Below are 17,737 nucleotides of genomic sequence, written 5' to 3' on the forward strand. Positions count from 1 at the left end.
AACAACATGATTTGGTTCACGTTTGTCTCCGGGAGCTGTGTAATGATGGTTTTCATGTGGCTTAGTCGCAGGCCGGACCGGTTCATTACATGAATTCATCATAATCTTATTAATTAAAAAGATAAGAAGAGATATTGAATGTCTTAGTTGCAATATTTTTTACTGCAAGTCATTGATTTTAAGTAATAAAACGAAGATTTATAAACAAAGACTTATTTGTGGAAATGAATTTCGGAAATAAAAAAACGCCGCAGTAGCGGCGTTTTTGTCGAGGAATGGAGAAAACTATCGATCAGCGTAGGGATTGGGCCAGCCCAGTTTGCCCAATATGTCAATTTCCAGGTCTTCCATTTCGGCCGCGTCTTCATCGTCTTCATGGTCATAACCCTGGGCATGCAGGACGCCATGCACCACCAGATGCGCGGCATGTTCCACCACCGTCTTGCCTTGCTCTTTCGCTTCACGCTCCAGTACATCGGTGCAAAGAATGATATCGGCCTGGGTGACGCCGTTATCTTCTGCCGGACCTTCTTCCTGATCTTCGGAGTAAGCGAAAGTCAGCACATTGGTGGCGTAATCCTTGCCGCGATAGTCGCGGTTCAGGGTGCGGCCTTCTTCGGCGTCGACAAAGCGAATCGTCAGTTCCGCTGGCGCCAATAACGCCGCCTGCACCCAGCGCCGCAATTGCGGGCGCGGCACGCTATCTTGCAGGCGCGGGTCGGGATATTGCACCGACAATGAGAGTTTATTTTTTGACGGCATGGCGGCTGCGGGCGGTTTTGGTAATACCGGTTGGCACCGGTTGGGCGGGTCTGACTGCTTGCGGCGCGGCCGCTTCGATGACACCGTGGGTGGATGCTACCGGCGCGGCCTGCGCTGCGGTTTCATAGGCATCGACAATCCGCGCCACCAAAGGATGGCGCACCACGTCGCTGCTATTGAAGCGGGTAAAGGCGATGCCGCGCACATCTTTCAGGATATTCATGGCGTCGATCAAGCCGCTCTTCTGGCCGCGCTGCAGGTCGATCTGGGTGACGTCGCCGGTGACCACGGCCTTGCTGCCGAAGCCGATACGGGTCAGGAACATTTTCATCTGTTCCGGCGTGGTGTTTTGCGCTTCGTCCAGGATGATGAAAGCATGGTTCAGCGTGCGGCCGCGCATGTATGCCAGCGGCGCGATCTCGATCGCCTGCTTTTCAAACATTTTCTGGGTGCGGTCAAAGCCCAGCAAATCGTACAGCGCGTCATACAAAGGACGCAGATAAGGATCGACCTTTTGCGCCAGGTCGCCGGGCAGGAAGCCCAGGCGCTCGCCGGCCTCGACCGCCGGCCGGGTCAGTACGATGCGCTTGACGGCATCGCGCTCCAGCGCATCGACCGCACAGGCCACCGCCAGATAGGTTTTGCCGGTGCCGGCAGGACCAATGCCCAGCGTTACATCGTGTTCCAGGATCGAGCGGATATATTGGCTTTGATGCGGAGTGCGCCCACGCAGATCGCTGCGCCGGGTTTTCAGGACCGGGCTTTCGATATCGCTCTCGGTCAGCTCGGCATCGGCTGGATCAACCCCTGCCTCGTCGCCTGGCTCGCCGTTGGCCTTACCGTTGCTCTTGGCGGCTTTCGGCTTCTTCCCCATGCCCAGCTTGGCCCGTTGTTCCACCAGCGCCAGCTGGATTTCATCCACCGAAATCACTTTATTGGCAATCGCGTAAAACTGATCGAGAATTTCCACTGCGCGTTCGGCATTGCTGCCGGCGGCGATAAACTTGTCGCCGCGCCGGAAAATCGATACATCCAGCGCCGCGGAAATCTGCCGCAGATTTTCATCGAGCGGTCCGCACAGATGCGCCAGCCGCGTATTGTCTAGCGGCTGCGGGATGAAGTAATGCGGCTGGGTAGGGGTTTTAGTTTTCAAACTGTGGTTTGCTTGTCTGGTGTGCGTGGTGGGTGGGTGCCGCGATTATTCCGCCAAGACGATTTCGCCGCGCAATGTGTAGACATAAGTTTCTGTAATCTTCACATCGATCAGCTGGCCGATCAGGCGCGCGCCGTCGGGGCCGGCATCAAAGTTGACTACGCGGTTGTTCTCGCTCCGGCCCTGGAATTCGGCTGGATTTTTCTTGGACGGGCCTTCGACCAGGATACGCTGCACAGTACCGACCATCGCCGCACTGATCTTGCCGATATTTTCTTCTATCACTGCCTGCAACTGCTGCAGCCGCTTCAGCTTGACCTCATGCGGCGTGTCATCCTGCAGATTGGCCGCCGGCGTTCCCGGCCGCGGGCTGAAAATGAAACTGAAGCTGTTGTCGTAGCCGATATCGGTAATCAGTTTCATCAGCGCGTCGAAATCGGCATCGGTCTCGCCTGGAAAACCGACGATGAAATCGCTCGAAATAGTGATGTTAGGGCGCACCTGGCGCAAGCGCCGGATCACCGATTTGTATTCCAGCACGGTATAGCCGCGCTTCATGGCCGACAAAATGCGGTCCGAACCGTGCTGCGCCGGCAGGTATAAATGGTCGACCAGCTTCGGCACCTTGGCGTAGGTATCGATCAGGCGTTGCGTGAATTCTTTCGGATGGCTGGTCACAAAGCGGATCCGCTCGATGCCCGGAATCTCGGCAATGTACTCGATCAGCAGCGCGAAATCGGCAATCTCGCCATCCGCCATGGCGCCGCGGAAAGCATTGACGTTCTGGCCCAGCAAAGTGATTTCCTTGACGCCTTGCTCCGCCAGCCCCGCCACTTCAGTCAGCACATCTTCAAACCGGCGCGAGACTTCTTCGCCGCGAGTGTAAGGCACCACGCAGTAGCTGCAATATTTGCTGCAGCCTTCCATGATCGAGACGAACGCAGTCGCCCCCTCGACCTTGGCCGGCGGCATGTGATCGAATTTCTCGATTTCGGGAAAGCTGATGTCGACTTGCGCATTGCCTGTGGCGCGCCGCTGGCTGATCATCTCAGGCAGGCGGTGCAAGGTCTGCGGGCCAAATACCATGTCGACATACGGCGCACGCTTGACGATAGCCGCACCTTCCTGCGAAGCGACGCAGCCGCCGACGCCGATCAACAGATCGGGATTGTTGCGCTTCAGCTCGCGCAGGCGGCCCAGATCGGAAAACACTTTCTCCTGCGCCTTCTCGCGCACCGAACAGGTATTCAACAGGATCACGTCGGCATCTTCCGGGCGATCGGTCTTGATCAAGCCGTCGGAGGCGTTCAAGACATCGGCCATCTTGTCCGAGTCGTACTCGTTCATCTGACAACCGAAGGTCTTGATGAATACTTTCTTTTGCATCGTTTTTTCCATGACCACTCTTTAATTACAACTTGTTGCCGTTGCGCTGCGTCTCGATTTTCTGGCTGGCCTCGTCTGGCGTCAGGATCCAGACCCGGTCGATATCACCTTGCGGATTCAGGGTGTAATTCACCAGGTAGGTATCGGTGCCGAGCGAATTGGGGATCTGGGTCAGCTGCTGGGTATTCCAGATGCGCGAGCCGGGCGACAGCCGGAGCACGTTGCCATTCATTGCGACATTCGGATAGTCGGTGATGGTCAGCTTGCCACGCAGGGTGGAGGCGGGGAAGTCGCGCTCTGCAGCCATCGCGGAAAAGGCGAGCGTCGCCAGCAGGAAAATCATCAGCAGGCGGATGGGCCGGATTGTTGTCCACATAGCAAACTCCATTCAATGAATACCATGCCGTATCCGTGCATGGCGTTAAAAAAACACCGTTTAAGGATGGCCAAAGCGGCCAGCATTGCGGAACTGCGTAAGTGCAAGTCGCCTGTGACTGCAGTGCCGGGCCTCGTTCCCGGGGGCTGTCGGTCCGTTTGCGGGAAGCGCGGATTATAGCATTTGGCGGCTATTGCATCGAGACGCCAACTATCCCATAGAGCCGAGGCCCCTGAAAATAACTGTACGAATGAAATTGTGTTTTTTTTATTTTTTCTTGACAGCCGGTACTTGGGTGTCGATGGACGGAAGGTTAAATGATTTCCTTCTGGAAACGTAAAATCTATAATGATGCATCTGTAGAACTTTCACAGCTTTCATTCAAGCCTATGCAGCGCAGGCCTGGGGCGCTAGGTAAGCCGATAAATTTATCGAATTATCCCAGCTGAAAACGGTGTTCGATTAGTAACACGTAAGCAAATTTAAGAAAGAGAAGACACTTTCATGTACCCGAATTCATTTCACCGTTACGCGCGCGTGCAAGCTGGTTTTACGTTAATCGAGGTAATGATCGTAGTGGCGATCGTTGCGATTCTGGCGGCGATTGCCTTGCCGAGTTACAGTGACTACGTGCTGCGCGGGAAGCTTGTCGAGGCGACAAATATGTTGTCGGCGACGCGAGCCAACATGGAACAGTACTATCAGGACAATCGCACATATCAAACCTCCGGCACTATCCTGTCGCCGTGCGATGCCGCGAGTTTAACTACGCTTAACGGCAGTCTCAAAAATTTTACGCTTACTTGCCCCACTCTTACCCCAACAACCTACACTCTCACTGCCACTGGCTCCACTACGGCTACCACGGGTTTTATCTTTAACGTAACCGATGCCAATGTACAGACGTCAACAGTAGGAGCCGCCTGGGGCGCGGGGAGCTACGCTTGTTGGGCCATGAAGAGAGGTACGACGTGCTAAAGCGATCCCTTGTTGGGGAAGCGCGTGGCTTCACGCTGATCGAGCTAGCGATCACATTGACGGTAATGACGATATTGCTGCTGATGGTGGTTCCCTCATTTATCGGCTGGATGAATAATTCAAAAGTCAGGAGCGTTGCCGAGGCTCTGCAAAACGGCTTGCGTGCTGCGCAGGCTGAAGCCGTCCGGCGTAGTCATCAGACGGCCTTTGTACTGACAAATGCGGCGCCGGCACCGAACACGGCTGCCAGTACCTCTGGTAGCGGCAGCAATTGGTACATTCAAGTCCTGCCTGTATATACCGGCGAAACGCTCGGCACTGATGCTTTCGTGCAGGGCGGCGCGTTCGGTAATCTGGCTCCAGGCGTCAAGGTTACGGCTACTGCTTCCCTGGTTTGTTTTAACTCGATGGGGCGGCTGGTTGCCAATAGTGACGCCACCACAAGTGCGAATTTTGGAACAACCTGCACTGCTCCCCCAGGGAATATCACCTATGACGTCACCCTCACTGGTGCGACGCATCCGCTTCGGGTGTTAGTTGGTCTTGGAGGGCAGGTGCGCATGTGCGACACCACAAGAACTTTATCTCCAACAGCTCCGGATGGGTGCCCATGAAGACCCCACAACGCAATCGTCTCGACCAGGCGGGCATGTCGCTCATCGAGGTGCTGATCTCCATGCTTATTTTTTCGTTCGCTATTCTTGGACTGGTCAGCTTGCAGGTGAATGCAGTCAAGGTTTCATACGGCGCAGAAGATCGTACGCGCGCAGCGCTGATGGCAAACGAGATCATTGCGGCGATGTGGACGAAAAAAACGCTCAGCCCATCCTTGACGTCGTGGCAAACACGGTTGGCTGATCCAACGGTTTCCGGCCTTCCTGGAAGCGCAACCGGAACGGTCAGTGCGGCAGACGCGAACGGTGTGGTGACGATCACCATTACCTGGCAAGAGCCATCGACTAAAACCGCGGACAACTATATTACCCAGGTTGCGATGCCATGAATCAGCCACTTCTTACTCATAAACGCCAGGGCGGATTTAGCCTGATCGAATTGATGGTGGTGATCGCCATCGTGCTAGTGATGTCGCTGGCTATTTTTGGCGTGATGTCGACCAGCGAAGGTAAAAAACGCACCTTGACCTCGGTGAACGATATCAACCAGTCAGGAAATTTTGCGCTGTTCCAGCTCGAAAAGGCTCTACGCAATGCCGGCTCCGGGTTTTCCCAAAGTTATACGCAGTCGTTTGGATGTCGGTTATTCGCGTATCAGAAGCAGGCTACACCTGGCAATACTGGCGTGGTTCTTCCTTTTCCTGGCGCAACCATGGCAAACCCTTTCAATACGCTGAACGCTACGGTGAGCGGGTCATACGTGTTGGCACCAATGATCATCGCGAGTGGGGCAACTACGCCCGGCATGAGCGGGAAGACATCCGATGCGCTCATCGTCATGGCCGGGGCGGCCGGATATGGCGAGGTGCCAACGGCGTTCGCCAATACAGCCACTTCGACACAGCTTAATTTGCAAAGCACCTTGTCCTTCAATCCAAATGATTTTGTCCTTGTAGCAGATGAGGCTGGCAGCGCCGGGTCATTGCCTTGCATGATTCAACAGGTTGACTCGGGCTTTACGGCCAGCGGCAACGCCACGGCATTGCCGCTGGCGGGCGCCTATTACGCCAGCTCGATTAAGGCTAAAGACGGCACGGTTAGAAACCTGGTGGATTTTTCGAATGACGCCCTAGCCATGGGCATTGGCAATCCCGCTGGTAACCCGCCATCGTTCCAGCTGTTTGGCGTGGGAGACAACGATGTCTTGTTGCAATACGATTTGCTGCAAGGGGGCACGTACGACACGCCGATACCGATCGCAGACGGCGTGTTTGAGATGCATGCGTTGTACGGCGTAGATACCAATAACGACGGCTTGGTTGATACCTGGGTTGATCCATCGACGACCGGTTACGACTACGCCACGCTTGAAAGCGGAACCATCGCTGCGAACCAAACACTCTTGACAATCAAAGCGATTCGCCTCGGCCTGATCATGCGGACTTCGCTGCCGGAGAAAGCGCCGGCGACCACAGGACCGTTAGTCTTATTCTCAGATCTGGGGACAACACTCACGTTCAAGCGAGCCTTGAGCGCCGCAGAACAAAATTATCGATATCGGATTATTGAGTCGACTATCCCGCTTCGCAATTCACTGCTGTTAAATTGAGCCATGAAATCTGCGCCTAACTACACTCTCCGCCGTGCCCCGCAACGTTCAGCGATGCGCCGCCACGGGCAGCGCGGGATCATCCTGGTCGTGACCATGTTCGCCTTGATCATACTGATGATTTCCGGCATCGCCCTGGTGCGTTCTTTCGATTCTTCACTTGTATTGGCCGGCAATATGGCATTCAAGCGGGATCTGGTTAATCAGGGAGAGCGCGGGATGTCGGCAGCGATTCTCTCCATGAAAGGCTCGGGCGCGCTGGTGTCGGAAATTACACGGGAAAGCGATCTGGTAACTAGCAATTATTCGGCTTCGCTCTTGGCTACGGATGCGCATGGCATCCCGGTAATCCTGCTCAAAGACAGTGCATGGACCACCGCCGGGATGACTGCTGCCGATGATATTACTGACGGGTTAAGCGGTGTAAAGATCCGCTATGTAATTGACCGCCTGTGCTCGGCGTCAGGTGCTGCCAGCGCGGCAAACTGCATTGTCAGTACTTACGGCGACAAGGGCGGCACAGCTAACCCGAAAAGAGCTACGGCAATCACTCCGCCGGTATATCGGATCAGCGTGCGCGTCACCGGTCCCCGCAGTACCCAAACATACTTGCAAACGACGTTCTCACTCTGAACGCACGTCAAAAAAAACGCAAAAACATAACTGGAGTTTCAACATGGCTACCATATCTCTTTTTCGGCGAACTGCTGTTTTTTTTCGATTTCTTGCCGTCACCGGTATGGCGCTGCTATCTTTTCCGAGTCACGCGGCAATTACGCTTTCCGATCAGCCTATTTTCTCTTCCATCACGGTTCCCGGGAATCTGTTGTTGCCGCTGTCGGTGGAATATCCGACGGCCTTGAGTCAAGCCTATCCGTACACATCCAATCCGTATACGCCGGCTAGCACTTATCTTGGCTATTTCGACGGAGCCAAGTGTTACAGCTATCAAGCCGATACGACAACGCCGGCAAACGGCTATTTCAAGCCATACGGCGCTGCCACCAGCCATGCATGTACTAGCACTGCGACTAATCCCCTATGGAGCGGTAACTGGCTCAATTGGGCGAGTATGCAGACGATCGATTCGTTTCGCTGGGCGCTGACGGGCGGCTACCGCTCGGTGGACACGGCAACTTCGACGATTCTTGAAAAGGCTTATGCGTCGGGACAAGGCGGCAATGGTGAGACGCCGAACAAAACCATTCCTTCATCGTCGGGTTCTGCGACGGATGTGACCGGCGCAACACCTTTTACCTGGTCGGCAGTCACCTCACGCATTTGGGGTGTCGGAAATCAGATCTGGGTTTCCGGTATCAGTTCCGGTAGCCTGGATAGCACATCTACAAGCAGTACAGTAAACTACACGGGGCAATACGGGGACGGGAGTTTGTCCAGCACGCCAGTGCAAACCTGTGTCGCTACACGGAAGAAAACCTCCAATAGTTTTGGGACCCCAACGTGTACATCGACCGCGACCACCGCTTACAACTCCAGTCCGATCACGTCTACGCAAGGCCCTACCTGCACGAATAGCAATAATGGCCTTACCCAGACTTGTGTAACGATTAGTCCCACCAATGTGAGAGGAACCTCAGATCCGTCGCAAGTATATGCCCTCAATGCCAGAGTCCAGGTATGCAACAGTGCCGTGGGCCTGGAATCCAATTGTGTTGCGTATGGTTCCAATTACAAGCCGCAAGGCTTGATGCAGCAGTACGCGATGAAAATTCGATTTGGTGCCTTTGGGTATTTGAATGACTCGTCAATTAAGCGGGACGGCGGGGTGTTGCGTGCGAACATAAAATACATAGGCCCGCGACAGCCAGTGCCAGGGGCGCCGGATGTTGCCAATTCCTTGGCTGAGTGGAGTTCCACGGACGGTACTTTCGTTGTCAACCCAAACCCGCTGGATGCTACGGCTTCAGGTGTGACTAACAGCGGCGTAATGAATTATTTGAATAAATTCGGGGAAGCCGCTCAGACGTATAAGACTTATGATCCGGTCAGTGAACTGTATTACGCAGGAATTCGCTATTACAAACATCTGGGAGATTGGTCGACATACTCGTCGATCCCCACGGGCTCTTCGGCCATGCTGGACGGCTTTCCGGTCATTACCGGGACAAGCACGGATCAAACCAAGGCTTCGGGTTGGGTTGACCCAATTCTGTACAGCTGTCAAAAGAACTTCATCCTGGGGATCGGCGACGTAAATACCCATGCAGATGCAAACCTGCCAGGAAGTACCATCGGTAATAGCACCTACGAAACAACCACCAGGCCAACGGATACCTCCGTTGATGTGACGACTGCAACCAGCATGGTTGGTACATTGGAAGGATTGGGTACTACTGCCACTCCGCTTGGAAAAAAGTATGTCGGTGACTATGCGACTTATTTCATTGCCGGCCTTGCCTACGATTCGCATGTTAAGGACATACGGCCAAACGATTTTAAGAATTCGGATGGGACCAAGAACGGAATACAGACAATTTCGACCTATTGGCTGGACGTTCAGGAATACCAAACATATACAAACAACAATCAATTTTACCTGGCGACGAAATACGGTGGATTCACGGTACCGAAGGATTTCGATCCATATGCGTCGACCAATGCATTGAATACTTTGACCATCACGGGTACTCCGGCCTCTACAACTGCCTTGACCGACTCGATGTGGCATACCACGACTGACACGGTCGGCACCAACAAGCGCCCTGACAACTATTTCAGCGCCGGACAGGCAGACAAAATGGTCAGCGGCTTGCAATCGGCATTTGCCAATATTGCCAATGCAATCACGGGATCCGGAACCGCCTTTTCTAATACCTCGGCAAATGTCCCCTCAGGTAGCCTAAGCTATGCCACGCAATACTCAGACTCCTGGACCGGAGATGTGATTGCCACGAAGGTAACCTACGACGCAGACGGGAATCCGGCATTCAGCGCACCTATCTGGAATGCAAAGTCTGTGCTGCAAGCGCAAACCGGCAGACAAATTGTCACCTGCTGCACCACTACAGGTGCGGGTTTGCCTTTTCAGGACGCCAGCTTGAAAGATGCATCGCAACTGAATAGCCGTACCAACTATGCAACATTTTCCAACATAGCCGGAGTAGGAGCTACCTCCCAGTCGGCCGCGAATTATCTCGCCTATTTACGCGGCGACCAGAGTCTTGAGGTCAGCAAGGCAGGCGGCATTTATCGGACGCGTTCATTTTTGCTGGGCGATATTGTCAACTCCAAGGCAAATCCTGTGGCTGCCCCTGCAAGTCTGTTCTCTGAGAGTGCTAATCCAGGTTATAGCAATTTCAAGAGCACATATAAAAATCGCTCTACCGTTGTATACGTGGGCGCCAATGACGGCATGATGCATGCGTTCGACGGGTCAAGTACCGGTGGCAAAGAATTGTTTGCATACGTTCCAAGTTTTGTATATGGAAGCACAACCACAGCACCGCTGAGCGGATTGGCATCCTTGGGCCGCCTGGATTTCACGCATCACTTCCTGGTGGATGGCACGCCGCAGGTTTTTGATATCGACACCCAATTGACCGGAAGCCCGGTAACGGCTTCCACCGCCTCCACTGCTGCGTGGAAATCGATCTTGATCGGCGGCCTTGGCAAAGGCGGTCAGGGCTATTATGCGATAGACGTCACAGATCCGACTACCTGGACCAGCGAAACCGCATTGGCCAGCAATGTATTATGGGAGTTCACGAATGCCCATATGGGGTATTCATATGGCGATCCGGTGGTGGTTAAAACCAAAAAATACGGGTGGGTGGCAATTTTAACCTCCGGTTATAACAACGATGACGGGGTCGGTTATTTCTTTATCGTGAATCCGAAAACCGGCGCATTGCTTGAGACGGTGTCGACTGGCGCGGGGTCGGTTGCCAGTCCTGCCGGACTGGCGCGTGCTTCGGCTTATGTTCCGGATTTTACGGATGGCACAGCAGACTCGGTATATGCCGGCGATCTTTTAGGGAATGTCTGGCGGCTGGATCTGACAGCTTCAGCCGGCACCTCGTATGCCGTTACCAACATTGCCACGTTGACAGATAAAGACACGTCTGGCGCTGCGCAACCGGTGACGACGGCGCCGCTTATCGAGGTGCAGCCCAACACATCCAAGCGCTATGTCCTGGTTGGCACTGGCCGCCTGCTCGCATTTACCGATGTCCCAACCACCCAGACCCAGACATTTTATGCGATCCTGGATGGTAAATCGGCCTTGGGTTCCTTTTACACATCGGCTACCTTGCCTAAAGGCATATCCTTTCCGATCGGTCGCACCAGCATGATTGCGAATACCGATGTCACAAAAGCGATCGTTGCGGATACGACTAAACCGATGGGGTGGTATCACGATCTGGCTGCAGGTGAGCTGGTAAATATTCCGCTTTCGGCCAATTCAGGTTTCGTCACCTTTGCAGCCAATCTGCCGAGCGGCGACGTCTGCAGCAATACAGGTTCCAATGAAATCTATGTGATCAATTTCGGCTCAGGCCAGTCGGTAGTGACCGACAGTGCCGGGAACATCATTGCCTCTTCTACCGCTCTTGGCGGCTTGATCACCGATGTGGCGATTCTTAATGTCGGTGGCAAACTTCGCGTGCAGGCTGGCAATAATCAGGGGAAAGTTGTCAACATACCTGGAGCATTGGGTGGCGCAAATTCCTTGAAACGTCTGAATTGGCGTGAAATTCCCACCTCTGACTGACCGTGAGAAGCAGGGGTAGTTGGTGATGTTTTGAATAAATGGCTGGACAATTGTAATTCCAAGCGATGGGCGGCCGGACGCTGCCGTCTTTCGCTGTTATCTTTGTGTGTGTCAGTGGGCATGCATATTTTGCTGGTGTTCATTGCAACCAGACCGGTTATGTCTGGCCAACACTTGCGCGAGAACGCACAGTTGTTGCAAATGACCTTATATGTCGGGGTAGGCGAAGCAAAGGCAACTGCCTCTGTGCCAAGCCCAATTCTAGCTGAGCCCCCAGTCCGATCGGTGCGTCCGATACCCATAGATGCTGGCAAAACCAAACCGGGAAGTGGGAGCATAGGCGAAGTGACCCCTAAAGCTGGTCTAGCCGAGCGGGGGGGCGACTTACAGGATGAGTTACCTTCGACCTTCCTGCCTTCCAGCGAGATGGACCTTGGCGCCGTGCCGGTCTCCGAACCCGATAGCCAATTCCTTGTCGGTGTGAAGAGTAGCGGTTCGCCCATCAGACTACGCCTCTATGTCGATAAATATGGAGTTGTCAAAGACATTCGAGTCCTGCAAGCCGATGATGCGGACGGGTTGGCGGTTGAGCGTCTGGTCGCCATGTTTTATGCCACCGCATTTATTCCAGCGCGGCGCGAGGGGATGGATATGTCTTCGTATATGGATATTGAACTGCATATCACCGATTTCGCCGGTGTTTCTTCGGCACCGGTAGCGTCGCCGCAACAGCCTTGAGACGATAACGCGATACAACAAAAAAGAGTTGGGTGCGGTCAGGATTTAGGAATTAACAGCCAAAAAAAACAAAAAACCCGCATCAGCACTAGGCTAGAGGCGGGTTTCTGTACGTTGCTGGACTTCTTCAAACGTGTTCTTGGTGGTGATAGGTGGACTTGAACCACCGACCCCAGCATTATGAGTGCAAGAATATGCTTCCACCCATGTTTCCTGCTGTTTTAAAAGTCTAATAAAATCAGCTACTTAGGTGATAGTTGTCCACTGTTGGCCATGCTGGTACACTGCCGAATAAGTCCACAAAAAGGCCACGGCGATCACATGAAAGCCTATATCACCCGAGACCTCCTGCGCGATACTAAGCCGGGCGGCAAAGTCATGGATATTGCCGACACCGTCGTCAAAGGCTTTATTGTCCGGGTGACACTCGGCGGCGCCATGGTATATGGCATTCGGTATACTACCGGATCGGGAGTACAAGTCCGCTATTCCCTGAATAAATCCTTTCCGACAACAAGCGTCAGCGACGCCCGCGAAGAAGCGCGTATTCTGTTAGGCAAGGTCGCCGCCGGTGAAAACCCCGCCCAAGAAAAGAAAGCCAAAGCGGTCGGCAGGCTCACCCTAGGGGCATTTATTGACGGTGATTACGGCAACCATCTGCAAAGCAAGACGAAAACCGCCGACGCGACCATTCTTCGCCTGAAAAAGTGCTTTGCCAAATTCCTCGGCACGGCGCTGCAAGACATAGATTCCCTTGCTATTGAGCGATGGCGTGCGGCCAGGATCAAAGCCGGCATCAGCGCCTCCACGGTCAACCGCGACATCGGCGCGCTCAAACCGCTGTTTTCGCGTGCGGTCGAATGGAAAAAACTACAAGAAAATCCACTAAAGCGGTTTAAGCCGCTCGGCAGCGATACGGACCCGATTGTCCGGTTTTTGTCGGCGGAAGAAGAGACTCGGCTTCGCGTCGCGTTGGACAAGCGCGAAATGCGGGATCGGGCGGGCCGCGCTCGGGCAAACTTGTGGCGGTCGGCCAGGCGCTATGATCTGCTGCCGGAACTGGCACCGTCGCATTTTGTTGATTATCTGCAACCAGCCATCCTACTCTCTATTAATACGGGCATTCGACAAGGAGAGCTGATCAATTTGTTGTGGAAAGATATTGATCTGGGGCAGGATGCCAGCTTGTTTATCCCTGGGAAGATCGCCAAAAGCGGTAAGGGCCGGCATGTTCCGCTGAACGACGAAGCCAAGGCTGTGTTACTTCGCTGGAAAGCGCAACGGGGCGCAAATGAAATCGTATTTCCGGGCCGGGATGGCAATCGCATCGCCGAAGTCAAAACCGCCTGGCGCAAATTGTTGCGCGACGCCGCGATTGAAAACTTTCGCTGGCACGACATGCGCCATCACTTTGCAAGCCATCTGGTGATGCTCGGGATTGATCTGAACACCGTGCGTGAACTGCTGGGCCACGCCGACTTGAAAATGACCTTACGGTATGCGCATCTTGCACCGGCACACAAAATGAGCGCGGTGCAAAAACTAATGGGTAGGATGTCGTCGACTGAGAAAATCACGCCTACCCAGGGGATGACGGATCACGAAACCATGGCGCCAATGTCAAATTTGACGTCATTGAAGGCTGCTGAAAAATAAACAGTTTGATGCACGATTTCGTCGACAGTGCGACATGCTGCCTGCTTTTCCCTACTAGTACCAACTTGGATAAATACGCCTAAGGAGCGCGAATGAGATTGATTTTACCTAGCAATCGTAAGTATCTTTCCGTGCTGGAAACCATTGACTTGTTGGCAGAACAAACTGCTATTTTTGCTTTCAAGCAAAGTGATGATTCTTATATTTCGGCCAGTATGAGGGAGGATGGTTGGGTGCAAGATATTAAAGGAACCTGGTCGCACCGACCCGATGTGCCGCGCGCTGCCAGGGAAAAGCACCATCTAGACATTCTGCGCGAAAAACAAAAAAAACACTGGACGAGTGCCATCCGCAGCGCCGTGGTAGTGGGGAGGTTGGTTGTACGTGATGCTGCGGGGCTTGAGAGTGAGGCAGAGGACGATATATTGAATTTGTTCATTAAAACAAAAGAAATTTCTGCCTGGCTGTCGGGTCCCGATTCCCGCTATTTCATCGTGTTTGACAAAAAACCGGTCGTGACGGAAGCCGAGTCCCCCGTGCAACGCGTGCAGGAACTGGAACGGGTTGAACCCGATGATGATCCGGCGACCGAACCGAAGTCTGCGCCGCAGGTCGGCCGCACAACAACGCACAAGCTCAACGAAAAAGAACGCCGAGTACTCGACGCCGAAATCGAGATAGCCAAGTCACGAGCATTAAACCCTAGCGACTACCATAGCGTCTGGGCTGAAATTGTAAAAATGGCGTCCGCAAAAGAAGGGTGTTTTATTGAATATAGCCATTCGTTGAATGCGGCAAAATACAGGAGCGGAAACGGGGTGGGCACCTTTACTAAAGCCAACCTGAAAGACCGCATGAAACGTGAGGCCGCACGGCGCCAAAGGGCGAAATAGGGCGAAGTAGGGCGCAATCGAGCGGCAAAGGGCGGCAGCGGGCGCGCCCATAGGGTTATCTAAAAAAAATACATATTGTGTTTCCGGGACCACTGAAGCAGCAGTGGATTTACAACACCGGATAAGGACACACAATGAAAAAGGCAGCTTCGACGGTCGACGAGTTTTGTTTTGCTAACGGCCGCCTCTCCAAATCATTTTTCTACAAACTCGTTAAAAGTGGCCAAGGCCCGAAAATTCTCAAGGTCGGTAACCGCACGCTGATTACAGATGAAGCAGGTGCCGAATGGCGCGCAGAAATGCAAATGCGTACTGATATGGCGACCCTGGAATTTATCAAAGCCAATGAGTCCAAGCTGATCCATACGTTGGTGTTCGGCAAACCGGACCTGGTGGACCGCGAATGCCTGTCGCCGACCGACCGGGAGTTGCTGGAAAAAGTAGAAGCCAAAAACGCGCTCTTGATCGCCAGGGATTCCACCTGCCAAGAGCGCATAACAGCGCTGATCGAGTATAAACGCCTGCTGACCGGGGGCGTGTAATGAAAAACCATCAACTCCCCCTGATTGACGCGTTGTGCGTTGATAGCGTCAAGGATTCTGGCCCGTCACGTCCCGCACATAAATTTGTTGGCACGGTCAACCCGACGCACTGGACAGCATTGCTTGCGTTGCTGCGCAACGCGTTGCCTTCCGATCAATTTTCCCGCATCGGTCATCCCACCAGCGGAACAGATTTTGCCGAAGAATTGCGCCAGCTCGGGCTTGAACTGCCAACCGTTCAAGTACCTATCGTCAGCGGTAATGACGATGTTGTTCATGGCGAAGTGTACGCGCTGACAGTTGCTGACGTGCGTCGCATCAACCGCTGGTTTGCAAAGACCGGAGGCGTATATGCCTAGCCCTACTTATCCAATGCCGAACACGCTGGCTGCGCGGCTCTTGACGGCAATGCTAAATAACGACATGCACCGTCATCCTGAGTTCGTTCAATCAGTCGGCCCCACGAAACTGGCCGCCGCTGTCAAAGAACTCAGGAGCCTTGGCTGGTCAGTTGAAATGTTCGAGGTGCATGCGCCAATTGAAGAAGACCCGCATCGACATGTCGCGTTCTATTACCTCGCGGATGCCGAACATACGCTGCGCGCAGCATTCGGTTCCGAGGAGGGCTTGTAATGGTCAAGCGTACTCAAACCACAAGCGCATCTTCCGCTGACGAAGCCAAGTCGGGACCGCTTTATCGTGCTGGCACGTTAAAGCGCGACCGCCGCACCAACGAACAGCTAGAGCAGCTTGATCAGCAAATTATTGACGTGTTGAAAGATGATCACCCGCAGTCTGTACGACACGTTTTTTACCGCATGACCGATCCGCGCTTACCCGAGCCGGTCGAGAAGTCCGACCGTGGCTATCGTCACGTTCAGGACCGCTGCGTCAAGCTGCGGCGCTCGGGTCGCGTGCGGTATGACTGGATTGCGGATATGTCTCGGCGCGGTTACTTCGTCACTACTTTTTCAGGAAAAGGAGATTTTCTGTCCCGTATGGCCGGGTTGTATCGTTCTGACTTGTGGGCGCTGTCGGATTATCGCTGTGAGGTGTGGTGTGAAAGCCGGAGCATTGCCAGCGTTATACAAAAGGACTGCACTGAACTGGCAGTTGATTTGTACCCATGTGGCGGCTTCTCTAGCCTGTCATTCGTCCATGAAGCGGCAGAAGCGCACAACTATTCCGACGATGGTCGCCCACTGATTATTTTCTATATTGGTGACTATGACCCGGCAGGCGTAATTATCGACGTTGCGCTTGAGCGCGAATTGCGTTTACACCTGAAGCCATCGATTAAATTACATTTTCAACGCATCGGCATCAACGAGGATCAGATTGCGTTATATGACCTACCGACCAAACCCCGAAAGGAGTCCGACACGCGCTCGCTCCAAGTTGCCTCCACTGTCGAAGCCGAAGCGATGCCAGCACGTATTCTTCGTGCCTTGCTGCGCCAACAAATAGAGGAACTGTTGCCCGAGGGCGCATTGGCATCGGCGAAGGTCGCAGAGGAATCCGAGCGCGCTGGCCTGCGCATGTTGGCGGGTACTTTCGGTGAGTAAAGCTATTTATCGTGCCCAGCACGTTAAACCTTCGACCTTGCCCATTCTGCGGCGGATCGGCCACGCTCGCTCCAATGCGGAATGCACAGGAATGGTGGCGTGTACGCTGCAACAATTACCACTGCGGCGTCACCCCCTGGGCGATGCCGGATGCAGAACAAGCCGTCAACGCCTGGAATCGGAGGCCAGATGACGAAGCATAACCATGTAAAGGGAGCGCTTCCTTTTCATTTTGTGGCGATCCCGATGGATGTTATCCGCTCCGCTGCGTGGCAGTCGTTACCACCTAATGCGGTAGTGCTGGCCATCGCTCTGATGGGCCAATATACCGGCAAGAATAACGGCCGGCTTTGTCCTGCGTTTGTCGTTATGGAACGTTGCGGATGGACCTCGAAGAGAACGCTTATCAATGCTAAACGCGCACTGCTTGAATGCCCGTTCGTTGTACTCACGCGAAAAGGCCATCCCCCCCCGGACCGCTGAGTGGCTGGCGTTTACGTGGTGGCCGCTACATTACGAGAAGTCGATGGATATTGACCCAAAGACATTCCCGTACTTGAATTTCTCCGAACTAAAGAGAATCGATCCCAACGACGGACGCGGAAACCCGCCGGATAAATTAATTCCTGTGGTGCAGAAACGGAACCAATACCCTGAAAAAAAGGTGCCAGGAGGTGCAGAAAATGCACCACAAGACGCCACAGCATAGCGCCTATCGGTACAGAAACTGCAC

Annotated in this window: 20 protein-coding genes; 16 read left to right on the plus strand and 4 right to left on the minus strand. The window is 53.7% G+C overall.

What is annotated here, in order from left to right; genetic code table 11:
• Positions 1 to 285: 285 nt before the first annotated feature.
• From ybeY to BLV81_RS06665, 4 genes are read right to left on the minus strand one after another with little or no spacing between them, the layout of a single operon-like run.
• Positions 286 to 762 carry an rRNA maturation RNase YbeY gene (ybeY, locus tag BLV81_RS06650; protein ID WP_092353657.1) on the minus strand — a complete coding sequence of 159 codons (477 nt, stop codon included), beginning with the start codon at positions 760 to 762 and terminating at the stop codon, positions 286 to 288.
• The gene (locus BLV81_RS06655) at positions 746 to 1,915 is read right to left on the minus strand and encodes a PhoH family protein (RefSeq protein WP_092353659.1); all 1,170 of its coding nucleotides are present in this window, start codon (positions 1,913 to 1,915) and stop codon (positions 746 to 748) included. The genes ybeY and BLV81_RS06655 overlap by 17 nt, the downstream gene beginning before the upstream one ends.
• Before the next feature lie 45 nt (positions 1,916 to 1,960).
• Positions 1,961 to 3,301, minus strand: a complete 1,341-nt coding sequence (gene miaB / locus BLV81_RS06660; protein WP_092353661.1) for a tRNA (N6-isopentenyl adenosine(37)-C2)-methylthiotransferase MiaB — start codon at positions 3,299 to 3,301, stop codon at positions 1,961 to 1,963.
• A 25-nt stretch (positions 3,302 to 3,326) separates the two neighbouring features.
• Positions 3,327 to 3,677 carry a hypothetical protein gene (locus tag BLV81_RS06665; RefSeq protein ID WP_092353663.1) on the minus strand — a complete coding sequence of 117 codons (351 nt, stop codon included), beginning with the start codon at positions 3,675 to 3,677 and terminating at the stop codon, positions 3,327 to 3,329.
• 504 nt (positions 3,678 to 4,181) lie between these two features.
• Between BLV81_RS06665 and BLV81_RS06670 the strand changes: the two genes are divergently transcribed.
• From BLV81_RS06670 to BLV81_RS23550, 16 genes are all read left to right on the plus strand, one after another.
• Positions 4,182 to 4,655 (plus strand): type IV pilin protein, encoded by a 474-nt coding sequence (locus tag BLV81_RS06670; RefSeq protein ID WP_092353665.1) that lies wholly within the window; start codon positions 4,182 to 4,184, stop codon positions 4,653 to 4,655.
• Entirely contained in the window at positions 4,622 to 5,269 is a 648-nt protein-coding gene (locus BLV81_RS06675; RefSeq protein WP_143036295.1) for a prepilin-type N-terminal cleavage/methylation domain-containing protein, read from the plus strand. The genes BLV81_RS06670 and BLV81_RS06675 overlap by 34 nt, the downstream gene beginning before the upstream one ends.
• Positions 5,266 to 5,658 carry a type IV pilus modification PilV family protein gene (locus BLV81_RS06680; RefSeq protein ID WP_092353669.1) on the plus strand — a complete coding sequence of 131 codons (393 nt, stop codon included), beginning with the start codon at positions 5,266 to 5,268 and terminating at the stop codon, positions 5,656 to 5,658. The genes BLV81_RS06675 and BLV81_RS06680 overlap by 4 nt, the downstream gene beginning before the upstream one ends.
• The gene (locus BLV81_RS06685) at positions 5,655 to 6,878 is read left to right on the plus strand and encodes a PilW family protein (protein WP_092353922.1); all 1,224 of its coding nucleotides are present in this window, start codon (positions 5,655 to 5,657) and stop codon (positions 6,876 to 6,878) included. Before BLV81_RS06680 ends, BLV81_RS06685 begins: the two co-directional genes overlap by 4 nt.
• 96 nt (positions 6,879 to 6,974) lie before the next feature.
• Positions 6,975 to 7,511: a hypothetical protein gene (locus tag BLV81_RS06690; protein WP_255365007.1), complete on the plus strand. Its 537-nt coding sequence runs from the start codon at positions 6,975 to 6,977 to the stop codon at positions 7,509 to 7,511.
• Positions 7,512 to 7,554: 43 nt separating this feature from the next.
• Complete coding sequence (locus BLV81_RS06695) at positions 7,555 to 11,610, plus strand: pilus assembly protein (protein WP_092353673.1); 4,056 nt, start codon at positions 7,555 to 7,557, stop codon at positions 11,608 to 11,610.
• Positions 11,611 to 11,955: 345 nt separating this feature from the next.
• Complete coding sequence (locus tag BLV81_RS23910; RefSeq protein ID WP_176992774.1) at positions 11,956 to 12,348, plus strand: hypothetical protein; 393 nt, start codon at positions 11,956 to 11,958, stop codon at positions 12,346 to 12,348.
• A gap of 321 nt (positions 12,349 to 12,669) precedes the next feature.
• Entirely contained in the window at positions 12,670 to 14,004 is a 1,335-nt protein-coding gene (locus BLV81_RS06705; RefSeq protein WP_176992775.1) for a site-specific integrase, read from the plus strand.
• A 92-nt stretch (positions 14,005 to 14,096) separates the two neighbouring features.
• Positions 14,097 to 14,897, plus strand: a complete 801-nt coding sequence (locus BLV81_RS06710; RefSeq protein WP_092353679.1) for a hypothetical protein — start codon at positions 14,097 to 14,099, stop codon at positions 14,895 to 14,897.
• 134 nt (positions 14,898 to 15,031) lie between these two features.
• Positions 15,032 to 15,439: a hypothetical protein gene (locus tag BLV81_RS06715; RefSeq protein WP_092353681.1), complete on the plus strand. Its 408-nt coding sequence runs from the start codon at positions 15,032 to 15,034 to the stop codon at positions 15,437 to 15,439.
• Positions 15,439 to 15,798 carry a hypothetical protein gene (locus tag BLV81_RS06720; RefSeq protein WP_092353683.1) on the plus strand — a complete coding sequence of 120 codons (360 nt, stop codon included), beginning with the start codon at positions 15,439 to 15,441 and terminating at the stop codon, positions 15,796 to 15,798. Before BLV81_RS06715 ends, BLV81_RS06720 begins: the two co-directional genes overlap by 1 nt.
• Positions 15,791 to 16,072, plus strand: a complete 282-nt coding sequence (locus BLV81_RS06725; protein ID WP_143036297.1) for a hypothetical protein — start codon at positions 15,791 to 15,793, stop codon at positions 16,070 to 16,072. Before BLV81_RS06720 ends, BLV81_RS06725 begins: the two co-directional genes overlap by 8 nt.
• The gene (locus tag BLV81_RS06730) at positions 16,072 to 17,004 is read left to right on the plus strand and encodes a hypothetical protein (protein WP_218134255.1); all 933 of its coding nucleotides are present in this window, start codon (positions 16,072 to 16,074) and stop codon (positions 17,002 to 17,004) included. Before BLV81_RS06725 ends, BLV81_RS06730 begins: the two co-directional genes overlap by 1 nt.
• An 11-nt stretch (positions 17,005 to 17,015) precedes the next feature.
• The gene (locus BLV81_RS24415; protein WP_176992776.1) at positions 17,016 to 17,207 is read left to right on the plus strand and encodes a Lar family restriction alleviation protein; all 192 of its coding nucleotides are present in this window, start codon (positions 17,016 to 17,018) and stop codon (positions 17,205 to 17,207) included.
• On the plus strand, positions 17,194 to 17,487 hold the full coding sequence (locus BLV81_RS06735) for a hypothetical protein (RefSeq protein ID WP_143036298.1): 294 nt from the start codon (positions 17,194 to 17,196) through the stop codon (positions 17,485 to 17,487). The genes BLV81_RS24415 and BLV81_RS06735 overlap by 14 nt, the downstream gene beginning before the upstream one ends.
• A gap of 43 nt (positions 17,488 to 17,530) precedes the next feature.
• The gene (locus BLV81_RS23550; RefSeq protein WP_143036299.1) at positions 17,531 to 17,713 is read left to right on the plus strand and encodes a hypothetical protein; all 183 of its coding nucleotides are present in this window, start codon (positions 17,531 to 17,533) and stop codon (positions 17,711 to 17,713) included.
• The last annotated feature ends 24 nt before the right edge of the window (positions 17,714 to 17,737 follow it).

The organism is Collimonas sp. OK242 (assembly GCF_900107095.1).
GTDB lineage: Bacteria > Pseudomonadota > Gammaproteobacteria > Burkholderiales > Burkholderiaceae_D > Collimonas.